20 protein-coding genes are annotated in these 20,587 nt (G+C 72.5%); 9 read left to right on the forward strand and 11 right to left on the reverse strand.

Going from position 1 to position 20,587, the window contains the following annotated elements; translation table 11 throughout:
- The first annotated feature begins 253 nt into the window (after window positions 1-253).
- Entirely contained in the window at window positions 254-556 is a 303-nt protein-coding gene (locus tag ACN27J_RS32670; RefSeq protein ID WP_421372007.1) for a DUF6342 family protein, read from the forward strand.
- A 95-nt stretch (window positions 557-651) separates the two neighbouring features.
- On the opposite strand, the gene ACN27J_RS32675 is transcribed toward ACN27J_RS32670, so the two are convergent.
- Both ACN27J_RS32675 and ACN27J_RS32680 read right to left on the reverse strand, forming a co-directional pair.
- Entirely contained in the window at window positions 652-2,718 is a 2,067-nt protein-coding gene (locus tag ACN27J_RS32675; protein WP_421372008.1) for a 3-hydroxyacyl-CoA dehydrogenase NAD-binding domain-containing protein, read from the reverse strand.
- Window positions 2,718-3,929 (reverse strand): thiolase family protein, encoded by a 1,212-nt coding sequence (locus ACN27J_RS32680; RefSeq protein ID WP_421372009.1) that lies wholly within the window; start codon window positions 3,927-3,929, stop codon window positions 2,718-2,720. The genes ACN27J_RS32675 and ACN27J_RS32680 overlap by 1 nt, the downstream gene beginning before the upstream one ends.
- Window positions 3,930-4,192: 263 nt before the next feature.
- Here ACN27J_RS32680 and galE point away from each other — a divergent pair, with 263 nt between their 5' ends.
- Complete coding sequence (gene galE / locus ACN27J_RS32685; RefSeq protein WP_421372010.1) at window positions 4,193-5,194, forward strand: UDP-glucose 4-epimerase GalE; 1,002 nt, start codon at window positions 4,193-4,195, stop codon at window positions 5,192-5,194.
- A gap of 66 nt (window positions 5,195-5,260) precedes the next feature.
- Here the strand turns inward: galE and ACN27J_RS32690 are convergent, their stop codons facing one another.
- A complete protein-coding gene (locus tag ACN27J_RS32690) occupies window positions 5,261-6,583 on the reverse strand; it encodes an HRDC domain-containing protein (protein ID WP_421372011.1) in 1,323 nt (440 codons plus the stop codon).
- A gap of 230 nt (window positions 6,584-6,813) precedes the next feature.
- On the opposite strand from ACN27J_RS32690, the gene ACN27J_RS32695 reads away from it, so the two are divergent.
- Window positions 6,814-7,872, forward strand: a complete 1,059-nt coding sequence (locus ACN27J_RS32695; protein ID WP_421372012.1) for a S1C family serine protease — start codon at window positions 6,814-6,816, stop codon at window positions 7,870-7,872.
- Between the two features lie 5 nt (window positions 7,873-7,877).
- Here ACN27J_RS32695 and ACN27J_RS32700 read toward each other — a convergent pair whose 3' ends face one another.
- A complete protein-coding gene (locus ACN27J_RS32700) occupies window positions 7,878-8,453 on the reverse strand; it encodes a DUF3000 domain-containing protein (protein ID WP_421372014.1) in 576 nt (191 codons plus the stop codon).
- 190 nt (window positions 8,454-8,643) lie between these two features.
- Between ACN27J_RS32700 and hemE the strand changes: the two genes are divergently transcribed.
- The 4 genes from hemE to ACN27J_RS32720 all read left to right on the forward strand — a co-directional run bounded on the left by hemE (window position 8,644) and on the right by ACN27J_RS32720 (window position 12,445).
- Complete coding sequence (gene hemE, locus ACN27J_RS32705; RefSeq protein WP_421372015.1) at window positions 8,644-9,750, forward strand: uroporphyrinogen decarboxylase; 1,107 nt, start codon at window positions 8,644-8,646, stop codon at window positions 9,748-9,750.
- A 63-nt stretch (window positions 9,751-9,813) separates the two neighbouring features.
- Entirely contained in the window at window positions 9,814-11,244 is a 1,431-nt protein-coding gene (hemG, locus tag ACN27J_RS32710) for a protoporphyrinogen oxidase (RefSeq protein WP_421372016.1), read from the forward strand.
- On the forward strand, window positions 11,241-11,948 hold the full coding sequence (hemQ, locus tag ACN27J_RS32715; RefSeq protein WP_421372017.1) for a hydrogen peroxide-dependent heme synthase: 708 nt from the start codon (window positions 11,241-11,243) through the stop codon (window positions 11,946-11,948). The genes hemG and hemQ overlap by 4 nt, the downstream gene beginning before the upstream one ends.
- 116 nt (window positions 11,949-12,064) lie before the next feature.
- The gene (locus ACN27J_RS32720; RefSeq protein WP_233605716.1) at window positions 12,065-12,445 is read left to right on the forward strand and encodes a hypothetical protein; all 381 of its coding nucleotides are present in this window, start codon (window positions 12,065-12,067) and stop codon (window positions 12,443-12,445) included.
- A 107-nt stretch (window positions 12,446-12,552) separates the two neighbouring features.
- Here the strand turns inward: ACN27J_RS32720 and ACN27J_RS32725 are convergent, their stop codons facing one another.
- From ACN27J_RS32725 to msrB, 3 genes are all read right to left on the reverse strand, one after another.
- Window positions 12,553-13,041 carry a GNAT family N-acetyltransferase gene (locus ACN27J_RS32725; protein ID WP_421372018.1) on the reverse strand — a complete coding sequence of 163 codons (489 nt, stop codon included), beginning with the start codon at window positions 13,039-13,041 and terminating at the stop codon, window positions 12,553-12,555.
- Window positions 13,042-13,061: 20 nt separating this feature from the next.
- Entirely contained in the window at window positions 13,062-13,322 is a 261-nt protein-coding gene (locus ACN27J_RS32730; protein ID WP_421372020.1) for a Prokaryotic metallothionein, read from the reverse strand.
- Between the two features lie 121 nt (window positions 13,323-13,443).
- Window positions 13,444-13,866 (reverse strand): peptide-methionine (R)-S-oxide reductase MsrB, encoded by a 423-nt coding sequence (gene msrB / locus ACN27J_RS32735; RefSeq protein ID WP_278168183.1) that lies wholly within the window; start codon window positions 13,864-13,866, stop codon window positions 13,444-13,446.
- Between the two features lie 69 nt (window positions 13,867-13,935).
- On the opposite strand from msrB, the gene ligD reads away from it, so the two are divergent.
- Window positions 13,936-14,973 (forward strand): non-homologous end-joining DNA ligase, encoded by a 1,038-nt coding sequence (ligD, locus tag ACN27J_RS32740; RefSeq protein ID WP_421372021.1) that lies wholly within the window; start codon window positions 13,936-13,938, stop codon window positions 14,971-14,973.
- Window positions 14,974-15,067: 94 nt separating this feature from the next.
- On the opposite strand, the gene ACN27J_RS32745 is transcribed toward ligD, so the two are convergent.
- The 3 genes from ACN27J_RS32745 to ACN27J_RS32755 all read right to left on the reverse strand — a co-directional run bounded on the left by ACN27J_RS32745 (window position 15,068) and on the right by ACN27J_RS32755 (window position 18,800).
- Window positions 15,068-16,624, reverse strand: a complete 1,557-nt coding sequence (locus tag ACN27J_RS32745; protein WP_421372022.1) for an alpha/beta hydrolase — start codon at window positions 16,622-16,624, stop codon at window positions 15,068-15,070.
- Window positions 16,621-17,673 (reverse strand): ATP-dependent DNA ligase, encoded by a 1,053-nt coding sequence (locus ACN27J_RS32750; RefSeq protein ID WP_421372669.1) that lies wholly within the window; start codon window positions 17,671-17,673, stop codon window positions 16,621-16,623. The genes ACN27J_RS32745 and ACN27J_RS32750 overlap by 4 nt, the downstream gene beginning before the upstream one ends.
- A gap of 92 nt (window positions 17,674-17,765) precedes the next feature.
- Entirely contained in the window at window positions 17,766-18,800 is a 1,035-nt protein-coding gene (locus tag ACN27J_RS32755) for a class I SAM-dependent methyltransferase (RefSeq protein ID WP_421372023.1), read from the reverse strand.
- Between the two features lie 142 nt (window positions 18,801-18,942).
- On the opposite strand from ACN27J_RS32755, the gene ACN27J_RS32760 reads away from it, so the two are divergent.
- Window positions 18,943-19,473, forward strand: a complete 531-nt coding sequence (locus ACN27J_RS32760; RefSeq protein ID WP_421372024.1) for a DUF1990 family protein — start codon at window positions 18,943-18,945, stop codon at window positions 19,471-19,473.
- A 41-nt stretch (window positions 19,474-19,514) separates the two neighbouring features.
- Here the strand turns inward: ACN27J_RS32760 and ACN27J_RS32765 are convergent, their stop codons facing one another.
- Entirely contained in the window at window positions 19,515-20,474 is a 960-nt protein-coding gene (locus tag ACN27J_RS32765; RefSeq protein ID WP_421372026.1) for a DNA-3-methyladenine glycosylase family protein, read from the reverse strand.
- Window positions 20,475-20,587 lie beyond the last annotated feature (113 nt).

Raw genomic sequence — 20,587 nt, forward strand, 5'->3', positions numbered from 1 at the left:
AGTCATTTGGGGCGAAGTGGTCGGTTGGTGGGGTCGGGCGTCGTGGAAATTGCATCGGGGTGAAGGTGTTGGTCGGCTTTGCTGACAAATTTTGTGTCTAGCCAAGGTGGTTGGGGTTGTCCTACCATTGAATTGGCGCCGGATCGGGTGGGATAAATAGGTCGCGTCGATGGCTGAAGTGCGTCGACTCCGATTCGGTCGTCCAGGGGAGTCGACCTACCGGAGGGATTCCGGGCAAACGAAAGGAGATCCGATGCCCGACGTCGATCTTGGACTCGCAACGGATTGGGACGAGGGTGACACTCACGGACGCATCCGGCTCCGGCAGAACCAGGTCTACGAGAGCTCGCCCAAGAAGGACGTCCTGATCAGTTCGCCGGTCAGCATCGAGCTTTCGGTCAACACGAACCACTCGACCTCGCAGGAAGCGGACAAGATCTATTTCACGACCCATCACGGGAGTCAAAAGAAGATCATTGCGGTTCTCGACTCGAATGGCGATCTGTACATCGCCGGCCGGGTGATCGAGGGTCAGACGAACTTGTCCTACCGGTAGGTCTGGAATTTGTCCTGTAGGTAGGCCAGCTCAGACGGCAAACGGGATGTCGAGGCCGAGGTGGCGGCTTCGACATCCCGTTCCGTTTCGTCCGGTCAATCGGCTGGGCTGCTGGCCACCCCGGCGGGTAGGAACCGCCGGCCGGTCACCCGTTGCGCGGTGCCGGTCCGGTCCAGGTACGGGGTGATCCCGCCGAGGTGGAACGGCCACCCCGCGCCGAGGATCATGCACAGGTCGATGTCCTGTGGTTCGGCGACCACACCCTCGTCGAGCATCAGCCGGGCCTCCTGCGCCAACGCGTCGAGGGCCCGTTGCCGGACCTGCTCGGCGGTCAATGGCTGCGACCCGACCTCCAGCAGCTTGCCGATCTCGGGGTTTATCTCGTCGTCCACCATCAACGGCAGCCCGGACTCGGCGATCCGCCGCAGGTTGTCGCTGACCGTGAACCGGTCGGGGTACGCGGCGTGCAACGTACCGCCGACATGGTGGGCCACCGGCGGGCCGACCAGTTGCAGCAGGGCCAGCGGCCGCATCGGCAGGCCGAGCGGGTCCAGCGCGGCGTCGGCGACCTCCGGCGGGGTGCCGGCGTCCACCGCGGCGAAGATCTCGCCGAGGAACCGGGTCAGCAGCCGGTTGACCACGAAGGCCGGGGCGTCCGACACCAGCACGCAGGATTTGCGCAGCTGCTTGCCGATGGCGAACGCGGTGGCCAGGGCCGCGTCGTCGGTCCGCTCCCCGCGGACGATCTCCAGCAGGGGCAGGACTGCGACCGGGTTGAAGAAGTGGAAGCCGACCACCCGTTCGGGGTGGGCCAGGTCGGCGGCCATGTCGGAGACGGACAGCGACGAGGTGTTGGTGGCCAGGATCGTTTCGGGGCCGACGATCGACTCGACCTCGGCCCACACCTGCTTCTTGACCTTGAGGTCCTCGAAGACGGCCTCGATGACGAAATCGGCGTCGGCGAAGGCGCTCTTGTCGACCGACCCGCTTACCAGCGCCAGCAGCTTCGCCGCCGTTCCGGTGTCCATCCGGCCCTTGCCGACCTGCTTCTCGATCTCGGAGTGCACGTAGCCCAGCCCGGCGTCCACCCGGGCCTGGTCCAGGTCGGTGAGCACCACCGGCACCTGCAGTCGGCGGGCGAACAGCAGCGCCAACTGGGAGGCCATCAACCCGGCCCCGACGACGCCGACCTTGGTGACCGGCCGGGCCAGGTCCGCCGAGGGGGCGCCGGCCGGCCGCTTGGCGCGTCGCTGGACCAGGTCGAACGCGTACAGCCCGCTGCGCAGCTCCTCGGACAGGATCAGGTCGGCGAGGGCCTCGTCCTCGGCGGCCGTGCCGTCAGCGAAGGGGGTCTCCTTGGCCAGCGCGAGCAGGTCGAGGGCCCGGTAAGCGGCCGGTACCGCACCGTGTAGCCGCTGGTCGAGCAGCTGGCGGGCGAAGTAGAGCACCCCGTCCCACATGTCCCGGTCGACCTCCGGGCGGTCGACGGTGACCTCGCCGGTGACCACACCGGCCGCCCACTGCAGGGACCGCTCCAGGAAGTCGGCCGGTTCGAGCAGGATGTCGGCGATGCCCATCTCCGCGGCCTGCTTCGGCTTGAGCATCTTGTTCTGGGTCAACGGGTTCTGGATGATCACCTGTGCGGCGGCCGGGATGCCGATCAGGTTCGGCAGCAACTGGGTGCCTCCCCAGCCCGGCACCAGACCGAGGGACACCTCCGGCAGGGCCAGCGGACCCGCTCCGCCGGACAGCGTCCGGTAGTGGCAGTGCAGGGCGAGTTCCAGCCCGCCACCCATCGCGGCACCGTTGACGAAGGCGAAGGTCGGCACCGCGCTGTCGCGCAGCCGGGCGAAGATCCGGTGGCCCGTCCGGCCGATCTCCAGCGCCTGCTCACGGTCGACGAGCTGCGGCATCGCGGTGAGGTCGGCGCCGACGCAGAAGACGTACGGCTTTCCGGTGACCGCCACGAAGGCCGGCTCGCCGGCCAGTGCCTCGGTGATCGCCGCGTCCAGACCGGCCAGCCCGGCCGGCCCGAGGGTGTTGGGTTTGCGGTGGTCCAGGCCGTTGTCCAGGGTGATCAGCGCGGCGGGCCGGTCCAGTCCGGGTACGTTCACCTGCCGGACCAGCGCCCGGGTGACCACCTCGTCGGGGTTGTGCAGCATCAGTTCTCGTCTCCCTGCTGTGCCGGGCCGGTCCAGGCCGGGTTCTCCCAGATGACCGAGCCGCCCATGCCGATGCCGATGCACATGGCGGTCAGCCCGTAGCGCACCTCGGGATGTTCGGCGAACTGCCGGGCCAGCTGGGTCATCAGCCGTACGCCGGAGGAGGCCAGCGGGTGCCCGATGGCGATGGCGCCACCCCACGGGTTGACCCGCGGGTCGTCGGCGTCGATGCCGAAGTGGTCGAGGAAGGCCAGCACCTGGACGGCGAACGCCTCGTTCAGCTCGAACAGGCCGATGTCGTCGATGCCCAGCCCGGCCAGCCGCAGTGCCTTCTCGGTCGCCGGGATCGGGCCGACGCCCATCACCTCCGGCTCCACGCCGACAAAGCCGTACGAGACCAGCCGCATCGCCACCGGCAGACCCAGCTCACGGGCCACGTCCTCGGCGGCGACCACGCTGGCGGTCGCGCCGTCGTTGAGCCCGGCGGCGTTGCCGGCGGTGACCCGCCCGTGCGGCCGGAACGGGGTCTTGAGGGTGGCCAGCTTCTCCAGGGAGGTCTCCCGGGGCGCCTCGTCGACGACTGCCAGCCCCCAGCCGGCCTCCGGGTCGCGGACCGCCACCGGGACCAGGTCGGGCTGCAGCTTGCCGTTGGCGTACGCCTTGGCGGTCTTGACCTGAGAGGCGAGGGCGAAGGCGTCGGCGCGTGCCTTGGTGATGCCGGGCAGCCGGTCGTGCAGGTTCTCTGCGGTCGCGCCCATGATCAGCGCGGACGGGTCGACCAGCTTCTCGGCCAGGATGCGCGGATTGGGGTCGACGCCTTCGCCCATCGGGTGCCGGCCCATGTGCTCGACGCCGCCGGCGATCGCCACGTCGTAGGCGCCCATCGCGATGCCGCCGGCTACCGAGGTGACCGCGGTCATCGCGCCGGCGCACATCCGGTCGATGGCGAAGCCGGGCACCGTCTTGGGTAGCCCGGCCAGCAGCGCGGCGGTGCGACCGATGGTGAGCCCCTGGTCCCCGGTCTGGGTGGTCGCCGCGATGGCTACCTCCTCGACCCGGTCGGGGGGTAGTTGCGGGTTGCGCCGCAGCAGTTCGCGGATGCAGCGGATGACGAGGTCGTCGGCGCGGGTGTGGGCGTACATCCCGCCGGCCTTGCCGAACGGGGTACGGACGCCGTCGACGAAGACGACGTCCCGGACTTCACGCGGCACGATGGGGCCTCCTTGCCGGCCTGGGTACGCGGGGCAGACCTCCATGCTACTTGTCGGTAACAATGGTCGACCGGTGCCCCTGGTGTGGCCCGGGCCACACCAGGGGCACCGGTCGGGGGTCGCCTCCGGCGGATCGGTCCGATCCGGCTCCGGTACCGTGACTGTCAATCGTGCGCCACCGCCCGCACCGGACATTCGCGACCCGCCGGACGGGCGACGGACGACCAACCCCAGACGGACGACAACCCAACAGAGGAGACACGGTGAAGGTTCTGATCGCCGGAGGCGCGGGCTTCATCGGCAGTACGATCGCCTCCGCCTGCCTCGACGACGGCATCGAACCCGTGGTGCTGGACAACCTGAGCACCGGGCGGATCGAGTTCACCCGCGACCGGATCTTCTACCAGGGCGACATCGCCGACGGTGCCCTGATCGACCGGATCTTTGCCGAACACCCGGACATCAGCGCGGTGGTGCACGCCGCGGCGCTGATCGTGGTGCCCGAATCGGTCGCCGAACCGCTGCGCTACTACCGGGAGAACGTCGCGAAGTCGATCGACTTCATCGATCACGTGGCCCGCAACGGAGCCGAGCGGTACCTGTTCAGCTCCTCGGCGTCGATCTACCGGCCGGGTGAGGACTTCTCCGTCGACGAGTCCTCGCCGCTCGAGCCGACCAGCCCGTACGCGCGGACCAAGGCGGTGATGGAGATGCTGCTCGCCGACTGCGCCGCCGCCATGCCGCTGCGGGCGCTGTCGCTGCGCTACTTCAACCCGATCGGCGCTGACCCGCAGCTGCGCACCGGCCTGCAGATCCGCCAGCCCACCCACGTCCTCGGCAAGCTGATCACCGCCGTGCAGACCGGGGCCGAGTTCACCATCACCGGGGTCGACTGGCCCACCCGGGACGGCTCGGGAATCCGCGACTACATCCACGTCTGGGACCTGGCCCGGGCGCACGTGCAGGCGCTGCGCCATTTCGACGAGATTCTGCCGGTCGGCGCCGACCGCCGCTACGAGGTGCTCAACCTCGGCACCGGCGACGGCACCACGGTGCGTGAGTTCGTCGAGGCCTTCCGCTCAGTGGTCGACCAGCCGCTGCGGGTCCGGGAGACCGGGCCCCGCCCCGGCGACGCCGCCGGCTCGTACACCCGCAGCGTACGGGCGCGTCGGCTGCTCGACTGGAAGCCCGAGCTGTCCATCGCCGACGGCATCCGGCACTCGCTGGCCTGGTCGGCGCGGCGGGACCAGGTGCTCGACGACTGAGCACGGCCTCCGGCCGCGTCGACGGTGACCTTCATCGTGACGTTCCTGTCGACCCGCCGCGGCGGCCTACCGCGGCGGGTCCCGCAGCGCGGCGCTCAGCTCCGCCACGATCAGCGACACCTGCCAGGTGCGGGCACCGAACCCCTGCAACGTCGCCGCCACCGACTCCTCGCTGATCTCCTCCGGCGGAGTCCAGGCGAGCCGGCGGACCGAGTCCGGCGCGATCAGGTTCTCCGGCGGTAGCAGGTTCGCTGCGGCCGTCCGGATCACCACCTCCCGGCAACGGGCCAGCCGTGCCGCGGCCGCCGGATCCCGTTCCGCCCAGCGGTGCGGCGGGGGAGGGCCGTCGACCGGGGGCGTGGTCGGCAGGGCATCGTCGGGCAGGGCGCGGGCGACGTCCAGCGCGTCCAGCCAGATCCGCGCCAACCGCCGGACCGAGCGGCCGTTGAAACCAGGCAACGCCAGCAGGGCCCGCTCGTCCCGGGGGTCGAGTTCGGCCGCCGCGATGATCGCCGAATCCGGCAGCACCCGGCCCGGTGCCGAATCGCGGCGGGCGGCGACGTCGTCCCGGGCCTGCCACAACGCGCGTACCCGGGCCTGGGCCCGCGCTCCGCGTACCCGGTGGATGCCGGAGGTCCGCCGCCACGGCTCCGGCCGCACCCGGGTCGGCTGGCTGCCCCAGGCGACCAGGGCGGCGAACTCCTCGGCCGCCCACTGCTGCTTGCCCTGGCGTTCCAACTCCAGGGCGAGCACGTCCCGCAGCTCGACCAGCAGTTCGACGTCGAGCGCCGCGTAGGTCAGCCACGACTCCGGTAGCGGGCGGGTCGACCAGTCGGCGGCGGAGTGATGCTTCTCCAGCGAGAAGCCGAGCAGCGCCTCGGTCAGCGCGGCCAGCCCCACCCGCTCGTAGCCGGCCAGCCGGGCGGCCAACTCGGTGTCGAACAACCGGCGTGGGCGCAGCCCGACATCGGCCAGGCAGGGCAGATCCTGGCTGGCGGCGTGCAGCACCCATTCGGCATCGGCGATCGCGGCGTCGAGCGTGCCCAGCTCAGGCAACGGCAGCGGGTCGATCAGCGCCGTACCGGCACCCGCCCGGCGTAGCTGCACCAGATAGGCGCGTTGGGTGTAGCGGTATCCGGAGGCGCGCTCGGCGTCGATGGCGACCGGACCGGAGCCGGCAGCGAACCGGGCAACGGCCTCGGCGAGAGCGTCGTCGTCGGCCACCGGTGCAGGGGTGCCGTCGCGGGGAGCGGTCAGCGCAACGGGCCCGCCGGGCGAGGAGTCGGACCCCACGACATCGGACGCCGGCGGCTGCGCCAGCGGGTGGTGCGGCTCGCTCCCTGCTGGGCGTTGCGCGGTCCGACGGCGCAGGGGGGATTCGTCGGTCACCTGACAACCCTAGTGCCCGGCCTGCCGCCGGCCGCACGAGGTGTCACCGGCGCGTCGGCTCCGAGCCGGGCCGAGTTGACCGGCGACACCCCGGTGATGTGTCCAACGGGTGGCAATCGTGTGATCACCGGGCGAGAGGTGACGACAAACACCGTACTGCCCGGTACGGTCGTATCGCCGCTCAGCGGCAGGTGGGCCGGCTGCCGCGTTGAAGGAGAGGCTGCCACGATATGACCAGTGGGTACGACGATCCGCGCTCCACCAATGGGTACGACGATCCACGCTCCGTCGCTGTCCCCGACATCGCGGGCCCGCGACATGCCGCGCCGGAGGCGCATACGCTGCCGGCGGCCCACACCGTCGAGGACGCCCACGCCGCCGAGAAGGCTCATGCCGCCGGTGAGCCGCCCTCTGCTCCCGAGGCGTCGACGTCCTGGTCGCCGGCCGGCGCGACCTCGGACCGCCCGGGCTCGTGGGCGCCGCCGGCCGACCAGCTCCGCCGGGTCACCCCGGTCCGGCGGGGATGGCCAGGGATGACCGCGCTGCTGCTGGTCCTGCTCCTGGCCGGCCTGGCGGGTTTCCAGACGCACCAGATCCGCCAGTTGACCACCCGACTCGCCGAGGTCGACCAGCGGCTGGCCCGGGAGCAGGGAGCCGACGCCGACCGCTTCGAGCTGGTCGAGGCGCGCGCCGCCGAGCTGGAACGGCAGGTCGGCGCGGCCTTCGACCCCGAGGCGATCGCCACGGCGGTGCTGCCCAGCGTCTTCCGGGTCAGCGCCGGGCGGTTCACCGGCACGGCCTTCGCGGTGGGCGAGTCAGCCGACGGCGGCACCAATCTGCTGACCAACTACCACGTCGTCGAGCCCAGCTATCTGGCCGGCAACCGGCGCGTCTTCCTGGAGCGCGACGGTGAACGAATCGAGGCCGCGGTCGTCGCGGTGGACGAGGACAGCGACGTGGCGCAGCTGCGGACCGACCGTTCCTTCCCCGGCCTGCCGCCAGCTCCCGACGAGGTCAAGTCCGGTCAGCAGATCGTCGTCGTCGGGGCCCCGCTCGGGCTCGTCGACTCGGTGACCATCGGGGTGGTCAGCGCGTTGCGGGACGCCGACGACAGCACCGGCCCGGTCATCCAGTTCGACGCTCCGATCAACCCCGGCAACTCGGGCGGGCCGGTGATCAACAGCGGCAAGCAGGTGGTGGGCATCGCCACCGCGAAGGCCCGCGACGCCGAGGGGATCGGGCTGGCTGTGCCGATCCGTACCGCCTGCGACGTGTTCGAGATCTGCTGACCGGGTCAGGCCGTGCCTGCCGACCGCCGCCGGCCCGGCAGCACCGTCACCCCCGGCGGCGGCAGACCGGCGGTCGACGCCAGTAGGTCACACCAGGCCCTCAGATGGGCGTCGAGCCCAGTGGCCGACGGCGTCCACGAGGCGCGGATCTCGATGTCGCCACCTGCGGGCGGGCCGGCCAGCTCGCCGAACCGGGTGGAGCAGGTCTGGGTCACCGTGCCGCCCAGTGCGCCGTAGGCGGCCCCGTGGACCTCCAACGCATCGGTCAACCAGGTCCAGCCGACGGTCGGCAGCAGCGGGTCCGCGACCAGGTCAACCTCCAGGTCGGCGGTGACGTAGGTCACCAGGCGCAGGGTGCCCTGCCAGGCGTCGTGTCCGTCCGGGTCGTGCAGCAGGACCAACCGTCCGGTGGCTACCTCGTCCGAGCCACGCAGCACCGTGGCGCTCAACGCGAACGCGTAGGGGGCCAGCCGCTGGGGGGCGCCGACCTCCTCGATCTGGATCTCCTCCCGGGGGGTCACCGCGCGCAGTCCGGCGACGGCGCGGTGGAACGCCTCGGGCAACGCGGTAAGGGGGGCCATGGCCAAAAGCCTAGGCCGCGCTCCCACCAGATGGGGATCGGCGCGCCGGGGCCCAGTGGCGGTGACCGCGACGACAGCGCTTCGCCGGCCGAGGACCGGATCGGGGCGGCCCGTAACCGACCGGGGCGGCCGGACCGGATCGGGGCGGCGGCTGCCGACCAGCCGTGCAGCCGTGACACCATAGGCGCCGATGACCACGACGACGCCGGGCAACGCCGCCCACGACGCGACACCCGACACACCCGCGCGGGCCCCGGCCCCGGTGGGACCGCTGGCCACCTCCGCCTTCGTCCGGGCCTGCCGCCGGGAACCGGTGCCGCACACGCCGGTGTGGTTCATGCGCCAGGCCGGTCGTTCGCTGCCCGAGTACCGCCAGCTGCGCAGCGGCATCGGCATGCTGGAGTCCTGCCGGCGGCCGGACCTGGTCGCCGAGATCACCATGCAGCCGGTACGGCGGCACGGCGTGGACGCCGCGATCCTGTTCAGCGACATCGTCGTCCCGGTGGCGGCGGCCGGCGTCGAGTTGGACATCGTCGCCGGCACCGGGCCGGTCATCGCCGAACCGGTCCGCAGCGCTGCCGACGTCGGTCGGCTTCGTCGGATCACCCCGGACGACGTCGGCTTCGTCGACGAGGCGGTTCGGCTGCTCGTCGCCGCGCTCGGTGAGACTCCGCTGATCGGGTTCGCGGGTGCGCCGTTCACCCTGGCCAGCTACCTGGTCGAAGGCGGACCGTCACGTACCCACGGGCGGACCAAGGCCCTGATGTACGGCGATCCGCAGACCTGGCACGCGCTCTGCGCCCGGCTCGCCGAGATCACCCTGGAGTTTCTCCGGGTGCAGGTCACGGCGGGCGTCGCCGCAGTCCAGCTGTTCGACTCCTGGGCCGGGACGCTCTCCGAGGCCGACTACCGTCGGCACGTCCTGCCGCACTCCGCGGCGGTGCTGCACGGCCTGGCCGACGCCGGAGTGCCCCGGATCCATTTCGGAGTGGGGACCGCCGAACTGCTCAAAGCGATGGGCGAGGCCGGCGCGGACGTGGTCGGGGTGGACTGGCGTACCCCGCTGGACATCGCGACCGCGCGGATCGGTCCGGACCGTGCCGTGCAGGGCAACCTCGACCCGTGTCTGCTGCTCGCGCCGTGGCCGGTGGTGCGCACGGAGGTCCGGCGGGTACTGGCCGACGGGCTCGCCGCCCCCGGACACGTGTTCAACCTCGGTCACGGGGTGCTGCCGGAGACCGATCCCGACGTGCTGACCAGGGTCGTCGAGCTGGTGCACGAGACGTCGCAGCGCTGACCCGCGTCACACCCGGGTAGGCCCGGCCGGCCGGCCCGACCGCCCGGGTGGCAAGGTGACGGTATGCAGCAACCGTGGCGGATCGCCGTGGTGGGTGGCGGGATCGCCGGGCTGGCCGCGGCGTTGCGGCTGCGCGACCGGGCACCCGCAGGGACCCGGATCACGGTCTACGAGCAGTCCGACGAGCTGGGCGGCAAGCTGCGTACCAGGGAATTCGCCGGGCTGCCGGTGGAGCGCGGCGCCGAGGCGTTCCTGATGCGGGATCCGGCCGGCGGCGACTCCGCCGCGGTCGCGCTGGCCCGCCGAGTCGGCCTCGGCGACCACCTGCGGCACCCGGCGGTCGGCCAGGCGGCGCTGGCCCGGGACGGACAGCTCGTCCCGCTACCCGCCGGGACGCTGATCGGCGTGCCCGGCGACCTCGCGACGGTGGCCCGGGTGGCCCGCGTCGAACCGGAGCGCGACGTCGACCAGGGCCGGCCGTTGCTGCAGCCGGACGAGGACGTCGCCGTCGGTGAGCTGGTCCGTCGGCGGCTGGGTGACGAGGTCGTCGAGCAACTGGTCGACCCGATGCTCGGCGGGGTGTACGCGGGTCGGGCCGACACCTTGTCGTTGGCCACCACCATCCCAGGGCTGGCGACGGCGGCCCGCACGGAACACACCCTGGTCGCGGCGGTCCGCGCGGCGCTGGCCGCCCGGCCACCGGCCGCCGGCGCGCCGGTGTTCGCCACCGTCGACGGCGGGCTGAGCCGGCTGGTGGCGGCGGTCCGGGCCGCGTTGTCGGCCGCCGACGGCGCAGCCGAGGTCCGGTTGCGGACCTCGGCGGTGGTGCGGGAGTTGGCCGCCTCGGCGGCCGGCTGGCGGTTGACCGTCGGTCCGACCCGCGGCGCCGAGCGGGTGGACGTCGACGCGGTGGTGCTGGCGGTGCCGGCCCGACCGGCGGCCCGGCTGCTCGCCGCGGTCGACGCCGCCGCGGCGGTCCGCATCGGCGCGCTCGAGTACGCCAGCATCGCCCTGGTCACCCTGGCGGTGCCGCGGCCGCAGCTGCCGGAGATCTCCGGCTTTCTGGTGCCGGCGACCGAGCGGACCATGACCAAGGCTGTCACCTTGTTCAGCACCAAGTGGAGCCAGCTGCGACGGTCGGACGGGCTGGCCGTGGTCCGTGCCTCGGTCGGCCGCCACGGCGACGAGCGGCTACTGCAACGCTCCGACGACGATCTGGTCGACGCCGTGCGTGCGGAGCTGACCCGGCTCACCGGTGTCCGGCAACCGGCCGCCGTGCAGTCGCACGTGCAGCGGTGGGGTGGCGCGCTGCCGCAGTACCCGCCAGGGCACCTGAGCCGGGTGGCGGCGGCCCGTCGGTCGCTGCGGGCCGCCGGGCACCGGCTGGCGTTGGCCGGCGCGGCCTACGACGGTATCGGCATCCCGGTGTGCGTGCGGTCCGGCGAGAACGCCGCCGATGAGATTCTGACAAACCTGGAAGGGGTACGCCGATGAGCGGCGACGAGCAGACCAACGCGGCACGGTTGCGTGAGCTGAACTCGACGATCCGGTACACCATGTGGTCGGTGTTCCGGGTCGCCGAGCGGCTGCCGGCGCTGCGCGACGACATGATCGGTGAGGTCGAGTCGCTGATCGGCGAGCTGGCCACCAAGGACGTCACGGTCCGGGGCACCTACGACGTCGCCGGGCTGCGGGCCGACGCCGACATCATGATCTGGTGGCACGCGGCGGACAGCGACGAGCTGCAGGACGCGTACGGGCGGTTGCGCCGTACGGCGTTGGGCCGTCACCTCGCCCCGGTCTGGTCTCAGCTGGCGCTGCACCGCCCGGCTGAGTTCAACAAGAGCCATGTGCCGGCGTTCCTGGCTGGCGAGCCGGCCCGGGCGTACATCTGTGTGTACCCGTTCGTCCGCTCGTACGAGTGGTACCTGCTGCCGGAGGCGGAGCGGCGGGCGATGTTGGCCGAGCACGGGCAGATGGCCCGGCCGTATCCGGACGTCCGGGCGAACACCGTCGCATCCTTCGCACTCGGCGACTACGAGTGGATGCTCGCCTTCGAAGCCGACGAACTGCACCGGATCGTCGATCTGATGCGCGACCTGCGGGCCTCGTCGGCGCGGCGGCACGTCCGCGCGGAGGTGCCGTTCTTCACCGGACGGAACCGTACCGTCGCCGACCTGGTCGCAAATCTGCCCTGACGTTTCCGGGGTGCCGGCCCGGGTACCTATCCACTGCCCCCCGAGGTTGCCCGGTCAGCCCGACCGGGTCGACCGGACCGGAGAAGGACCACTCATCTGATCCGGAGGAGGGTGTGATGAGTACGCAAGCTCCGACCCGTAACACCACCGCCGTGAACCGGCCGATGGCCGGGCAGCCGATGGCCGACGGCCAGGCACACCAGATGGACATGAACGCCGGGATGCGTCCGGCGATCACCCCGGGCACCGAGACGAAGTCGGCGTTCCGCAGCACCGAGTTCTACGTCTACCTGATCGCGGTCGCCGGCGTACTGCTGGCCTCCCAGGTGATCAACCCGGACATCGACGGCGTACAGGGTACCGCTGGTGGCGGGGATCCCTTCCCGGCCAGCACCGCATGGTTGTACGTCGCGCTGCTGACCATCGGTTACGTGGTCAGCCGAGGACTGGCCAAGGCCGGCAGCGCCTGGCGGAACTCGGGTGAGCGACAGCGCTGACCCGCGAAGCGCCGCCGACCCGGTGACGGGTACGGCGGGCCGGGCCGGCGGCCGCGATGGACACGTCCATCCGGTCGCCGGTCTTTCGCGCGGACCGCCCCGGTGGGTCAGGTCCCGCCGAGTGCGCCGTCCGGATCTGCCGGACGGCGCATCGGCGCGTGCCAGATTCCGTCCTCGAGGTACTCCGGTCCGACGACGACGAACCCGTACCGCGCGTACAGCCCGGTCAGGTGGGCCTGGGCGTCGAGCACGCAGGGCCGTGGCGCGGCGAGCCGCAGCGCCGCCTCGACGAGCCGGCCGGCGTGACCCAGGCCGCGTTCGGTCGCGGCGACGGCCACCCGGCCGATCCTAGCCGTGGGCTCCGCGCCGCCGCCCGGTTCGTCGAGCAGCCGTAGGCAGGCCACCACCGTGTCACCCCGGGACAGCCACAGTTGGCGGGCGTCCGGCTCGACGTCGCGGCCGTCCAGCTCCGGGTACGCGCACCGCTGCTCCACCACGAACACGTCGACCCGTAGCTTGAGCAGCTGGTACAGCACCAACGGCGGCAGTTCGGCGGTGTGCGCGACGTGCTGCGTCAGGCCAGTTTCGGGGGGCACGCCGACGGATGATACGCGGCTCAGCCCGGCCGGCTGCCGACCGCGTCGCGGACCTCGGCACCCTGCTCATGGTCGACTGCCCGGGCACAGTGGGCGCAGCAGAAGAACCGTCCGGACACCTCGACCCCGTGCCCGACGATCTTGCACTGGCAGTGCTCGCAGATCGGCGCGAGCAGTTGGATCGCGCACTCGAACGAGTCGAAGGTGTAGGTGTCCCCGCTGACCGTCCGAATGTCGAACGCCAGCCAGTAGTCGTTGCCGCAGACCTCACAGGTCGCCATCGTGCTTCTCCCAACGTCAGCCTCATTCGCAGGGTGCGGCATCGGGGAGGCCCGGAACGGGCGAATCGCCGAAATGCTCGGACCGAAATGCTGGGAGATGCGCGAAAAGCGGGGTGGGCCGTCAGCTCCGGGTGGCATCGGTCGCCGGCTCCAGCCGCAGCGCTACCGAGTTCATGCAGTAGCGGGCGTTGCGGGGGGTGTACCGCTCGCCGTCGAACCGGTGCCCGAGGTGCGAGTCGCAGGTGGCGCAGCGCACCTCGGTGCGGACCATGCCGTGCGAGCGGTCCTCGATGTAGCGCACCGACCCGGGCAGCGCCTCGTCGAAGCTCGGCCAGCCACAGTGCGAGTCGAACTTGGTGTCACTGGTGAACAGCGGGGTGTCGCAGGCCCGGCAGTGGTACGTGCCGACCGTCGTGGTCTCGACGTACTCGCCGGACCAGGGCGCCTCGGTGCCGGACTGACGCAGCACCCGGAACTCCTCGGGGTTGAGCCGCGCCCGCCACTGCTCGTCGGTACGGGGCAGGGACGTCATCTCGTCTGTCATGGTCACTACGGTACGGCGGTATGGCACCGCCGGCCGCCGATCACCGGCCGGCTGGCCTAAGGTCGAGGGGTGACAGGGCAGAGCCGGAGTTCCCGGGCCGCGACCACCGTCGAAGTGGCCGGCCACCAGGTGCGGCTGAGCAGCCCGGACCGGGTGTGCTTTCCCGGGCCGGGGTACACCAAGCGGGACGTGTTCGACTACTACCTGGCCGTCGGCGACGGCATCCTGCGCGCGCTGCGCGACCGCCCCACCACGCTGCAGCGGTTCCCGGACGGCGTCGACGGCGAGATGTTCTTCCAGAAGCGCGTGCCGGCCCGGGGCGTGCCGCCGTGGCTGCGTACCGCCGAGATCAAGTTTCCCAGCGGCCGTACCGCCGACGAACTCTGCCCGGCGGATCTGGCCCACGTCGCCTGGGCCGCGCAGATGGGCACCGTGGTGTTCCATCCCTGGCCGGTCCGCTCCGGTGACGTGGACCGGCCGGATGAGCTGCGGATCGATCTGGACCCGCAGCCGGGCACCGACTTCGCCGACGCGGTGGCGGCGGCGGGCGAGGTCCGGGCGATCCTCGACGAGCTCGGCGCCATCGGTTACCCGAAGACTTCCGGCGGCCGCGGGGTGCACATCTATCTGCGGATCCAGCCGCGCTGGCTGTTCACCGAGGTCCGTCGGGCGGTGATCGCGTTCGCCCGCGAGGTGCAGCGGCGCCGGCCCGACCTGGTCACCACGTCCTGGTGGAAGGAGGAGCGGGGGCGGAAGGTCTTCATCGACTACAACCAGATGGCCCGGGACCGGACCATCGCCTGTGCCTACTCGCTGCGGGCGAACGCCCGCGCCACCGTCTCCACCCCGGTCACCTGGGACGAGTTGACCCGGGTCGAGCCGGACGACTTCGACCTGCGCACCGTACCGCCCCGGCTGGCCGCCGTCGGCGACCCGCACGCCGGGATCGACGACACGCCGTGGGACATCACCCCGCTGCTGGAGTGGGCCGACCGGGACGACCGCGACGGCGCCGGTGACATGCCGTACCCGCCGGACCATCCGAAGATGCCCGGCGAACCGATGCGGGTGCAGCCCTCCCGGGCCCGCCCGGTCACCGGCGACTGACCCGCCCGGGACCCGCGACGTCCGCCCGGCCCGGTGCCGTCCGCCCGGCCCGGTGCCGTCCGCCCGGCCCGGGTGCCGTCCGCCCGGGCCCGGGTCAGGACGGGCAGGTCAGGCCGTCGTCGGGCACCGTCAGATCGATCAGGTACGCGTCCACCACGTCGGCCACGCAAGCCACGTGCGGGTACGCCGTGTGCCCGTCGCCCTCGTGGGTCACCAGCACGCCGGTGCCGAGCGACTCGGCCAGCCGTGGTGCCTGCTCGTACGGGGTGGCCGGATCACCGGTGGTGCCGACGACGAGGATCGGCGCGGCACCGACCGCCGGCCCGACCGGGTACGGGTCGGCCGCGACCGGCCAGTTGGCGCAGGCCAGCAGGCCGACGGCGAGCGCCGGACCGAACGTCGGATGCTGCCGGCGCCACTGCTGCTGCAACTGCCGGATCTCGTCGGTGCCCAGCGGCACCTCGGCGTCGGCACAGTTGACCGCCAGGTTGGCGGCGAACAGGTTGCCGTACCGGCCGTCGTCGCCGCGACCGGTGTAGCCGTCGGCGAGGTCGAAAACCGGGCCCGGGTCGCCGTCGCCCAGCTCGGCCAGCGCCCGGCCCAGCCGTGGCCAGCCGCTGCGGTCGTACAGCGAGGCGACCACGGCGTAGAAGATCCAGCCGGCGGTGGCCGCCCGGCCGTCCGCCCCGGTGACCGGGGCCTGCCGGGCCCGGTCCATCGCCTCGGCCAGCGTGCCGGCCGGGTCGGCGCTGATCGGGCAGTCCGCCGGTGCGCCGGAGCACCATTGCCCGAAGGCGGCGAACGCCCGTTCGAAGCCGGCGGCCTGACTCAGCGACCCGGCGACCGGGTCCTGCCCCGGGTCGACCGCGCCGTCGAGCACCAGCGCGCGGACCCGGTGCGGGAACAGGTGCGCGTAGGTGGCTCCCAGCAGGCTCCCGTACGAGTAGCCGAGGAAGGTCAGCTGCTCGTCGCCGACCGCCGCCCGCACGGCGTCCAGGTCCCGGGCGGTCTGATGGGTGGAGTACGCGGTGAGCCGCTCGCCGTAGCGCGCCGCGCAGCCGGCCGCGATCCGTTGACCGAGCGCGGCGGCCTCGGCGAAGGCGGCCGGGTCACGGGGGTCCGGGTCCGCCCCGAAGGTGGCGTCCCAGTCGCTGTCGTCGACGCAGTCGACGGGGTCGGAGCGGCCGGCCCCGCGCGGGTCAAAGCCGACCAGGTCGAACCGGCGCAGCACCGTCTCCGGCAGGCCGCCGAGCCGTTCGCCCAGCGCCAACCGGGCGGCGGCGTCCACCCCGGAGACACCGGGCCCGCCCGGGTTGACCACCAGGGTGCCGATGCGGTCCTGCTGCCGGGCCGACCGGGCCCGGATCAGCGCGACGGGGAGGGTGCCGGCGGCGGGACCGGCGGCCCAGTCGACCGGTACGTCGATCGTGGCGCAGTCATAGCGCAGCCCGTCAGGTGGTGGGCCGTACCGCTGCGTGGTCGACTCCGGGCAGGGCTGCCAGTGCGGCGGTGGGTCGGGCCCGCCGGTCGCCCCGGGATCGGGCCGTGCCGCCGTGCACCCGGTCAGGCCGACCAGCGAACCAACCACGACGGCCGCGACGGCAGGCAGCCAGCGGCGCCGGCTCGTGGGCAGCCAGCGGCGTCGGCTCACTGCTGGCTGGTCGGGTCGCCGGCCAGCACCCGGTCCACGTCGAACCGGACCGGCCGGTCCAGCTGGTCGTACCGGCAGGAGGCCGGCTCCCGGTCGGTACGCCAGCGTTGGAACCGTGCGGTGTGCCGGAACCGGTCGCCCTCCATCGCGTCGTAGGCGACCTCGGCGACCAGTTCGGGCCGCAGCGGCTGCCACTCGAGGTTCTTGCCGCCGCTCCACCGGCTCGGCGCGCCCGGAATCCGTTGGCCGGAGCCGTCGTCACCCGACCCCCACGGGTGGTCCGCGGCAGTGGTGCGCAACGGCGCCAGCTCGTCGACGAGCTCCGCGCGCCGGGCGGCGGTGAACGACGCAGACACGCCGACGTGGTGCAGCACCCCGGCATCGTCGAAGAGACCGAGCAGCAGTGACCCGACCACCGGGCCGGACTTGTGCCAGCGGAAGCCGGCGACGACCACGTCGGCGGTCCGCCCGTGCTTGACCTTGAACATCGTCCTTTTCCCGGGCTCGTAGCGCAGCTCGGCCGGCTTGGCGATGACGCCGTCGAGGCCGGCGCCTTCGAAGATCTCGAACCAGCGGCGGGCGGTGTCCGGGTCGGTGGTCACCGGGGTCAGATGCACCGGTGCGGTGACCGCCGCCAGCGCGTCGGACAGCCGGGCCCGGCGGGTGGTGAACGGCTCGTCGAGCAGCACCTCGTCGCCCAGCGCCAGCAGGTCGAAGGCGACGAAGGAGGCCGGGGTCTGCTCGGCGAGCAGCCGCACCCGGGAGGCCGCCGGATGGATCCGCTGGCCGAGCAGGTCGAAGTCGAGCCGGGACCGCCCGGTCTCCGGCCGGATCACCACCAACTCGCCGTCCACCACGATCCGGGGCGGCAACTGCTGTCGGGCCTGCTCGATGACCTCGGGAAAATACCTGGTCAGCGTCTTTCCGCCGCGACTGGCCAGCTCGACCTGATCACCGTCACGGAAGATGACACAGCGGTAGCCGTCCCACTTGGGCTCGTAGCTCATCCCGGCGGCGACCGGCAGCGTCGCGACCGGTTTCGCCAGCATCGGCTCGATCGGTAGGGCGATCGGGAAAGTCACCCACCCAGTGAACCATCCCGGTCCGACGATCCGCCGGACCGCCGGCCGGCGGAGGACGACTAGCGGGACCGCCGGACCACGGCACGGACCCGGCGCAACACCGGCCGGACCGGGCGGGCCAGCCACGGGAGCCGGCGTGCCGCGCGCCGGTACAACGGCTGGGCCGCCGTCCGCAGCTGCTGGCGGGTCGCGTCGAGTTGGCGGCGCGTCCTGTCGAGCTGGCGGTGGGTCGTGTCGAGTTCCGCCCGGGTGGAGCGCAGTTGCTGTTCGAGCTCGGCGAGCCGGGCTGCAGTGATCGTCGCCATCAACTCGTGACCGGTGACCGGTTCGCTGCGGCCGTCCTCGCCGCGTACCAGCCAGGGGCGGTCGCCGTAGACGTCGATCTGATGGCCGGCCAGCGGTACGTCGGCCTTCTCCAGCCCGTCCGGGAACTGCTCGGCGAACATCGCCCGGCAGTGTTTCGCCTGGTCGGTCGAGGTGGCCAGGATCAGCTTGTTGGGCACCAACACGGCGGGCACCAGGCTGCCGCCGTCGCCGAGGTAGCTGAACAGGCCGGTGATCACGCCGAGCCAGTGCCGGTTGAGTACGTCGTCGAGTACCACCAGCCCGTGGTCGACCACGGTCCGCTCGGCGATTCGCAGGTCGTTCACCGTGATCTGGTCGGTGTGGCCACCGTCGATGGAGAAGATCCGGAAGCGGCGCCCGGCGGCGACGAAGCCGGCCTGCTCCAGGTCGAGACTCGACGACTGCACGATGTCGACGTTGTCGCCGGCGCCGTAGGTCGCGAGGTTCTGCTCGAAGATGTCCCGGTCACCGCGTCCGGACTGGTCGAGGTTGGCAGCCTGGTCGTCGAAGACGTCGATGGCGACCGCCCGCTGATCCGCTGGCAGATCCAGGGCGAGGCACAGGAACGACTTGCCGTGGTGAATGCCGATCTCGGCCACGTCGCCGCTCACCCCGGCCCCGCGCTGGGCGGCCTCCACGCCACTGAGGTACACGGCGGTCGAGACGTTCAGCCAGCCCTTGACCTGGTGCAGACCGGTCCGCAGGTAGCCGGCGGTCAGCTCGGGCAGGACCGGTGTGAACGCTGTCATGGTGGCAGACCATACCGCTGATTACCGCAGCGACAAACGGTTGATCGGAGGACAATCCAGGTGACCGGACCGGCTGTCCTGGCCGGTGTCCTGCTCCGCTCGTCGGCGCCGTCCCGGCGACCGTACGGGGAAGGCGGATCGCATGCCCAGCTTCACCTACCCGCAGACCGGTGCCACCGCCGTGTTGCGCCACCAGGCCGGATCGGTCCGGCAGGCCGTACCGCCGCTGCCGGCGGGCTACCGCCACCTGCGGTCCCGTAGCCGGCTACGGCCGGGCAGCTTCCCGGCGGCGGCCGAAGCGGTGCTCACCTGGCGGATGCACCGGGCCGCCGGTGCCCGGGTGACGGCGTCGGCTCCCCGGGCCGAGGCCGGTGTGCTGGTGACGGTCGGCCTCGGCGTGGGGCCGCTGCGGATCGCCGCGCCGTGCGCGGTGGTGTGGGCGGTCGACGAGCCGGACCTTGCCGGATTCGCGTACGGCACCCTGCCCGGCCATCCGGCCAGTGGAGAGGAGGCGTTCCTGGTGTACCGCGACGGCGACCGGGTGTGGCTGTCGGTGGTGGCGTTCAGCCGGCCGGTGGCGCCGATCATGCGGCTGGCCGGCCCACTGGGTGCGCTGGCACAGCGGGCCTACGCCCACCGGCTGGGCACCGCGCTGCGCCGGCTCACCCGCTGACCGCCGGCAGCCCGGTGTAGAGCCAGCCCGGTGAGAGCGGGTCAGTAGGTGGTGAAAGAGCGGACCGGGGCCCGGGGCCCGAACCGTGGTGCCCGTACCCCGGCCAGCTCTAGCAGCAGGCAGACCCGGCCGCGGTGCCCCCGGAACGGCTCCAGTAGTTCGAGCATCCGGGCGTCGGTCCCGCGGGCCTCGCCGGCCAGCGCCCAGGCCACCGTGTTCGGCAGGTGGTAGTCGCCGACGCTCACCGCGTCGGCCGCGCCGAACGCCACCCGGACCACCTCGGCGGCGGTCCACGGGCCGATCCCGGGCAGCGCGGTCAACCGCCGGGTGGCCGTCTGCGGGTCGGCGCTGTCCGACAGCCGGTCGGCGACCGCCGCCGCGCCGCACAGGGCCTGCGCCCGTCGTTGCTCGATGCCCAGCGGATGCAGCGACCAGTACGGTGCGGCGGCGAGGGCCGCCGGCTCCGGCGCGACCCAGAGGCCGGCGACCGGGCCGGGAGCGGGTACGCCGAACCGGCGGACCGTCGCGGCGTACCCGCGGTACGCCTCCGCGCCGGTGACCTTCTGTTCCAGCACGGCCCGCAGCAGCCGGGCGAACACCTGCCCGGTGGCCGGGAGCCGGACGCCGGCGTAGCGGCGGACCACCGCCGCGACGACGGGATGCCGGCGGGCCAGCGGGAGGAAATCGGACACGTCGTCGCGGAGCCCGGCGACCGCATCGGCGATGTCGCAGATCTGGCTGGCGCCGGGTCCGTAGCCGGCGGCGACGAGATCGCCGCCGTGTCGGCGCAGCGCCAGGGTCGCCGGCCCGGCCGGGGTACGGGCGGTCCACCAGAAGGTGTCCGCCAGCCACCGGGCGCACGGGTCGTGTCGGCCCATCGCCAGGGTCCGTACCGAGCCGGCCAGCTGGTAGCCGTCCGGTGGCCGCAGCACCCGGACCCGCTCCGGTGCGGCCCCAGCCGGCTCCGGCGTGCCCCCGGACGTCCGTCTTTCCACGACCATGCCGGTCACTTTGCCAGCAGCGGCGGACAGCCCCGACGCCGGGACGAGTCTGCTGCTCGTCCCGGCGTCGGTTCGCTGGACCCGGGTCACCGGCGGTCACCGCCGGTGCCGGC

It is taken from the genome of Solwaraspora sp. WMMB762, from assembly GCF_049179115.1.
In the GTDB taxonomy this organism is placed as follows: domain Bacteria; phylum Actinomycetota; class Actinomycetes; order Mycobacteriales; family Micromonosporaceae; genus Micromonospora_E.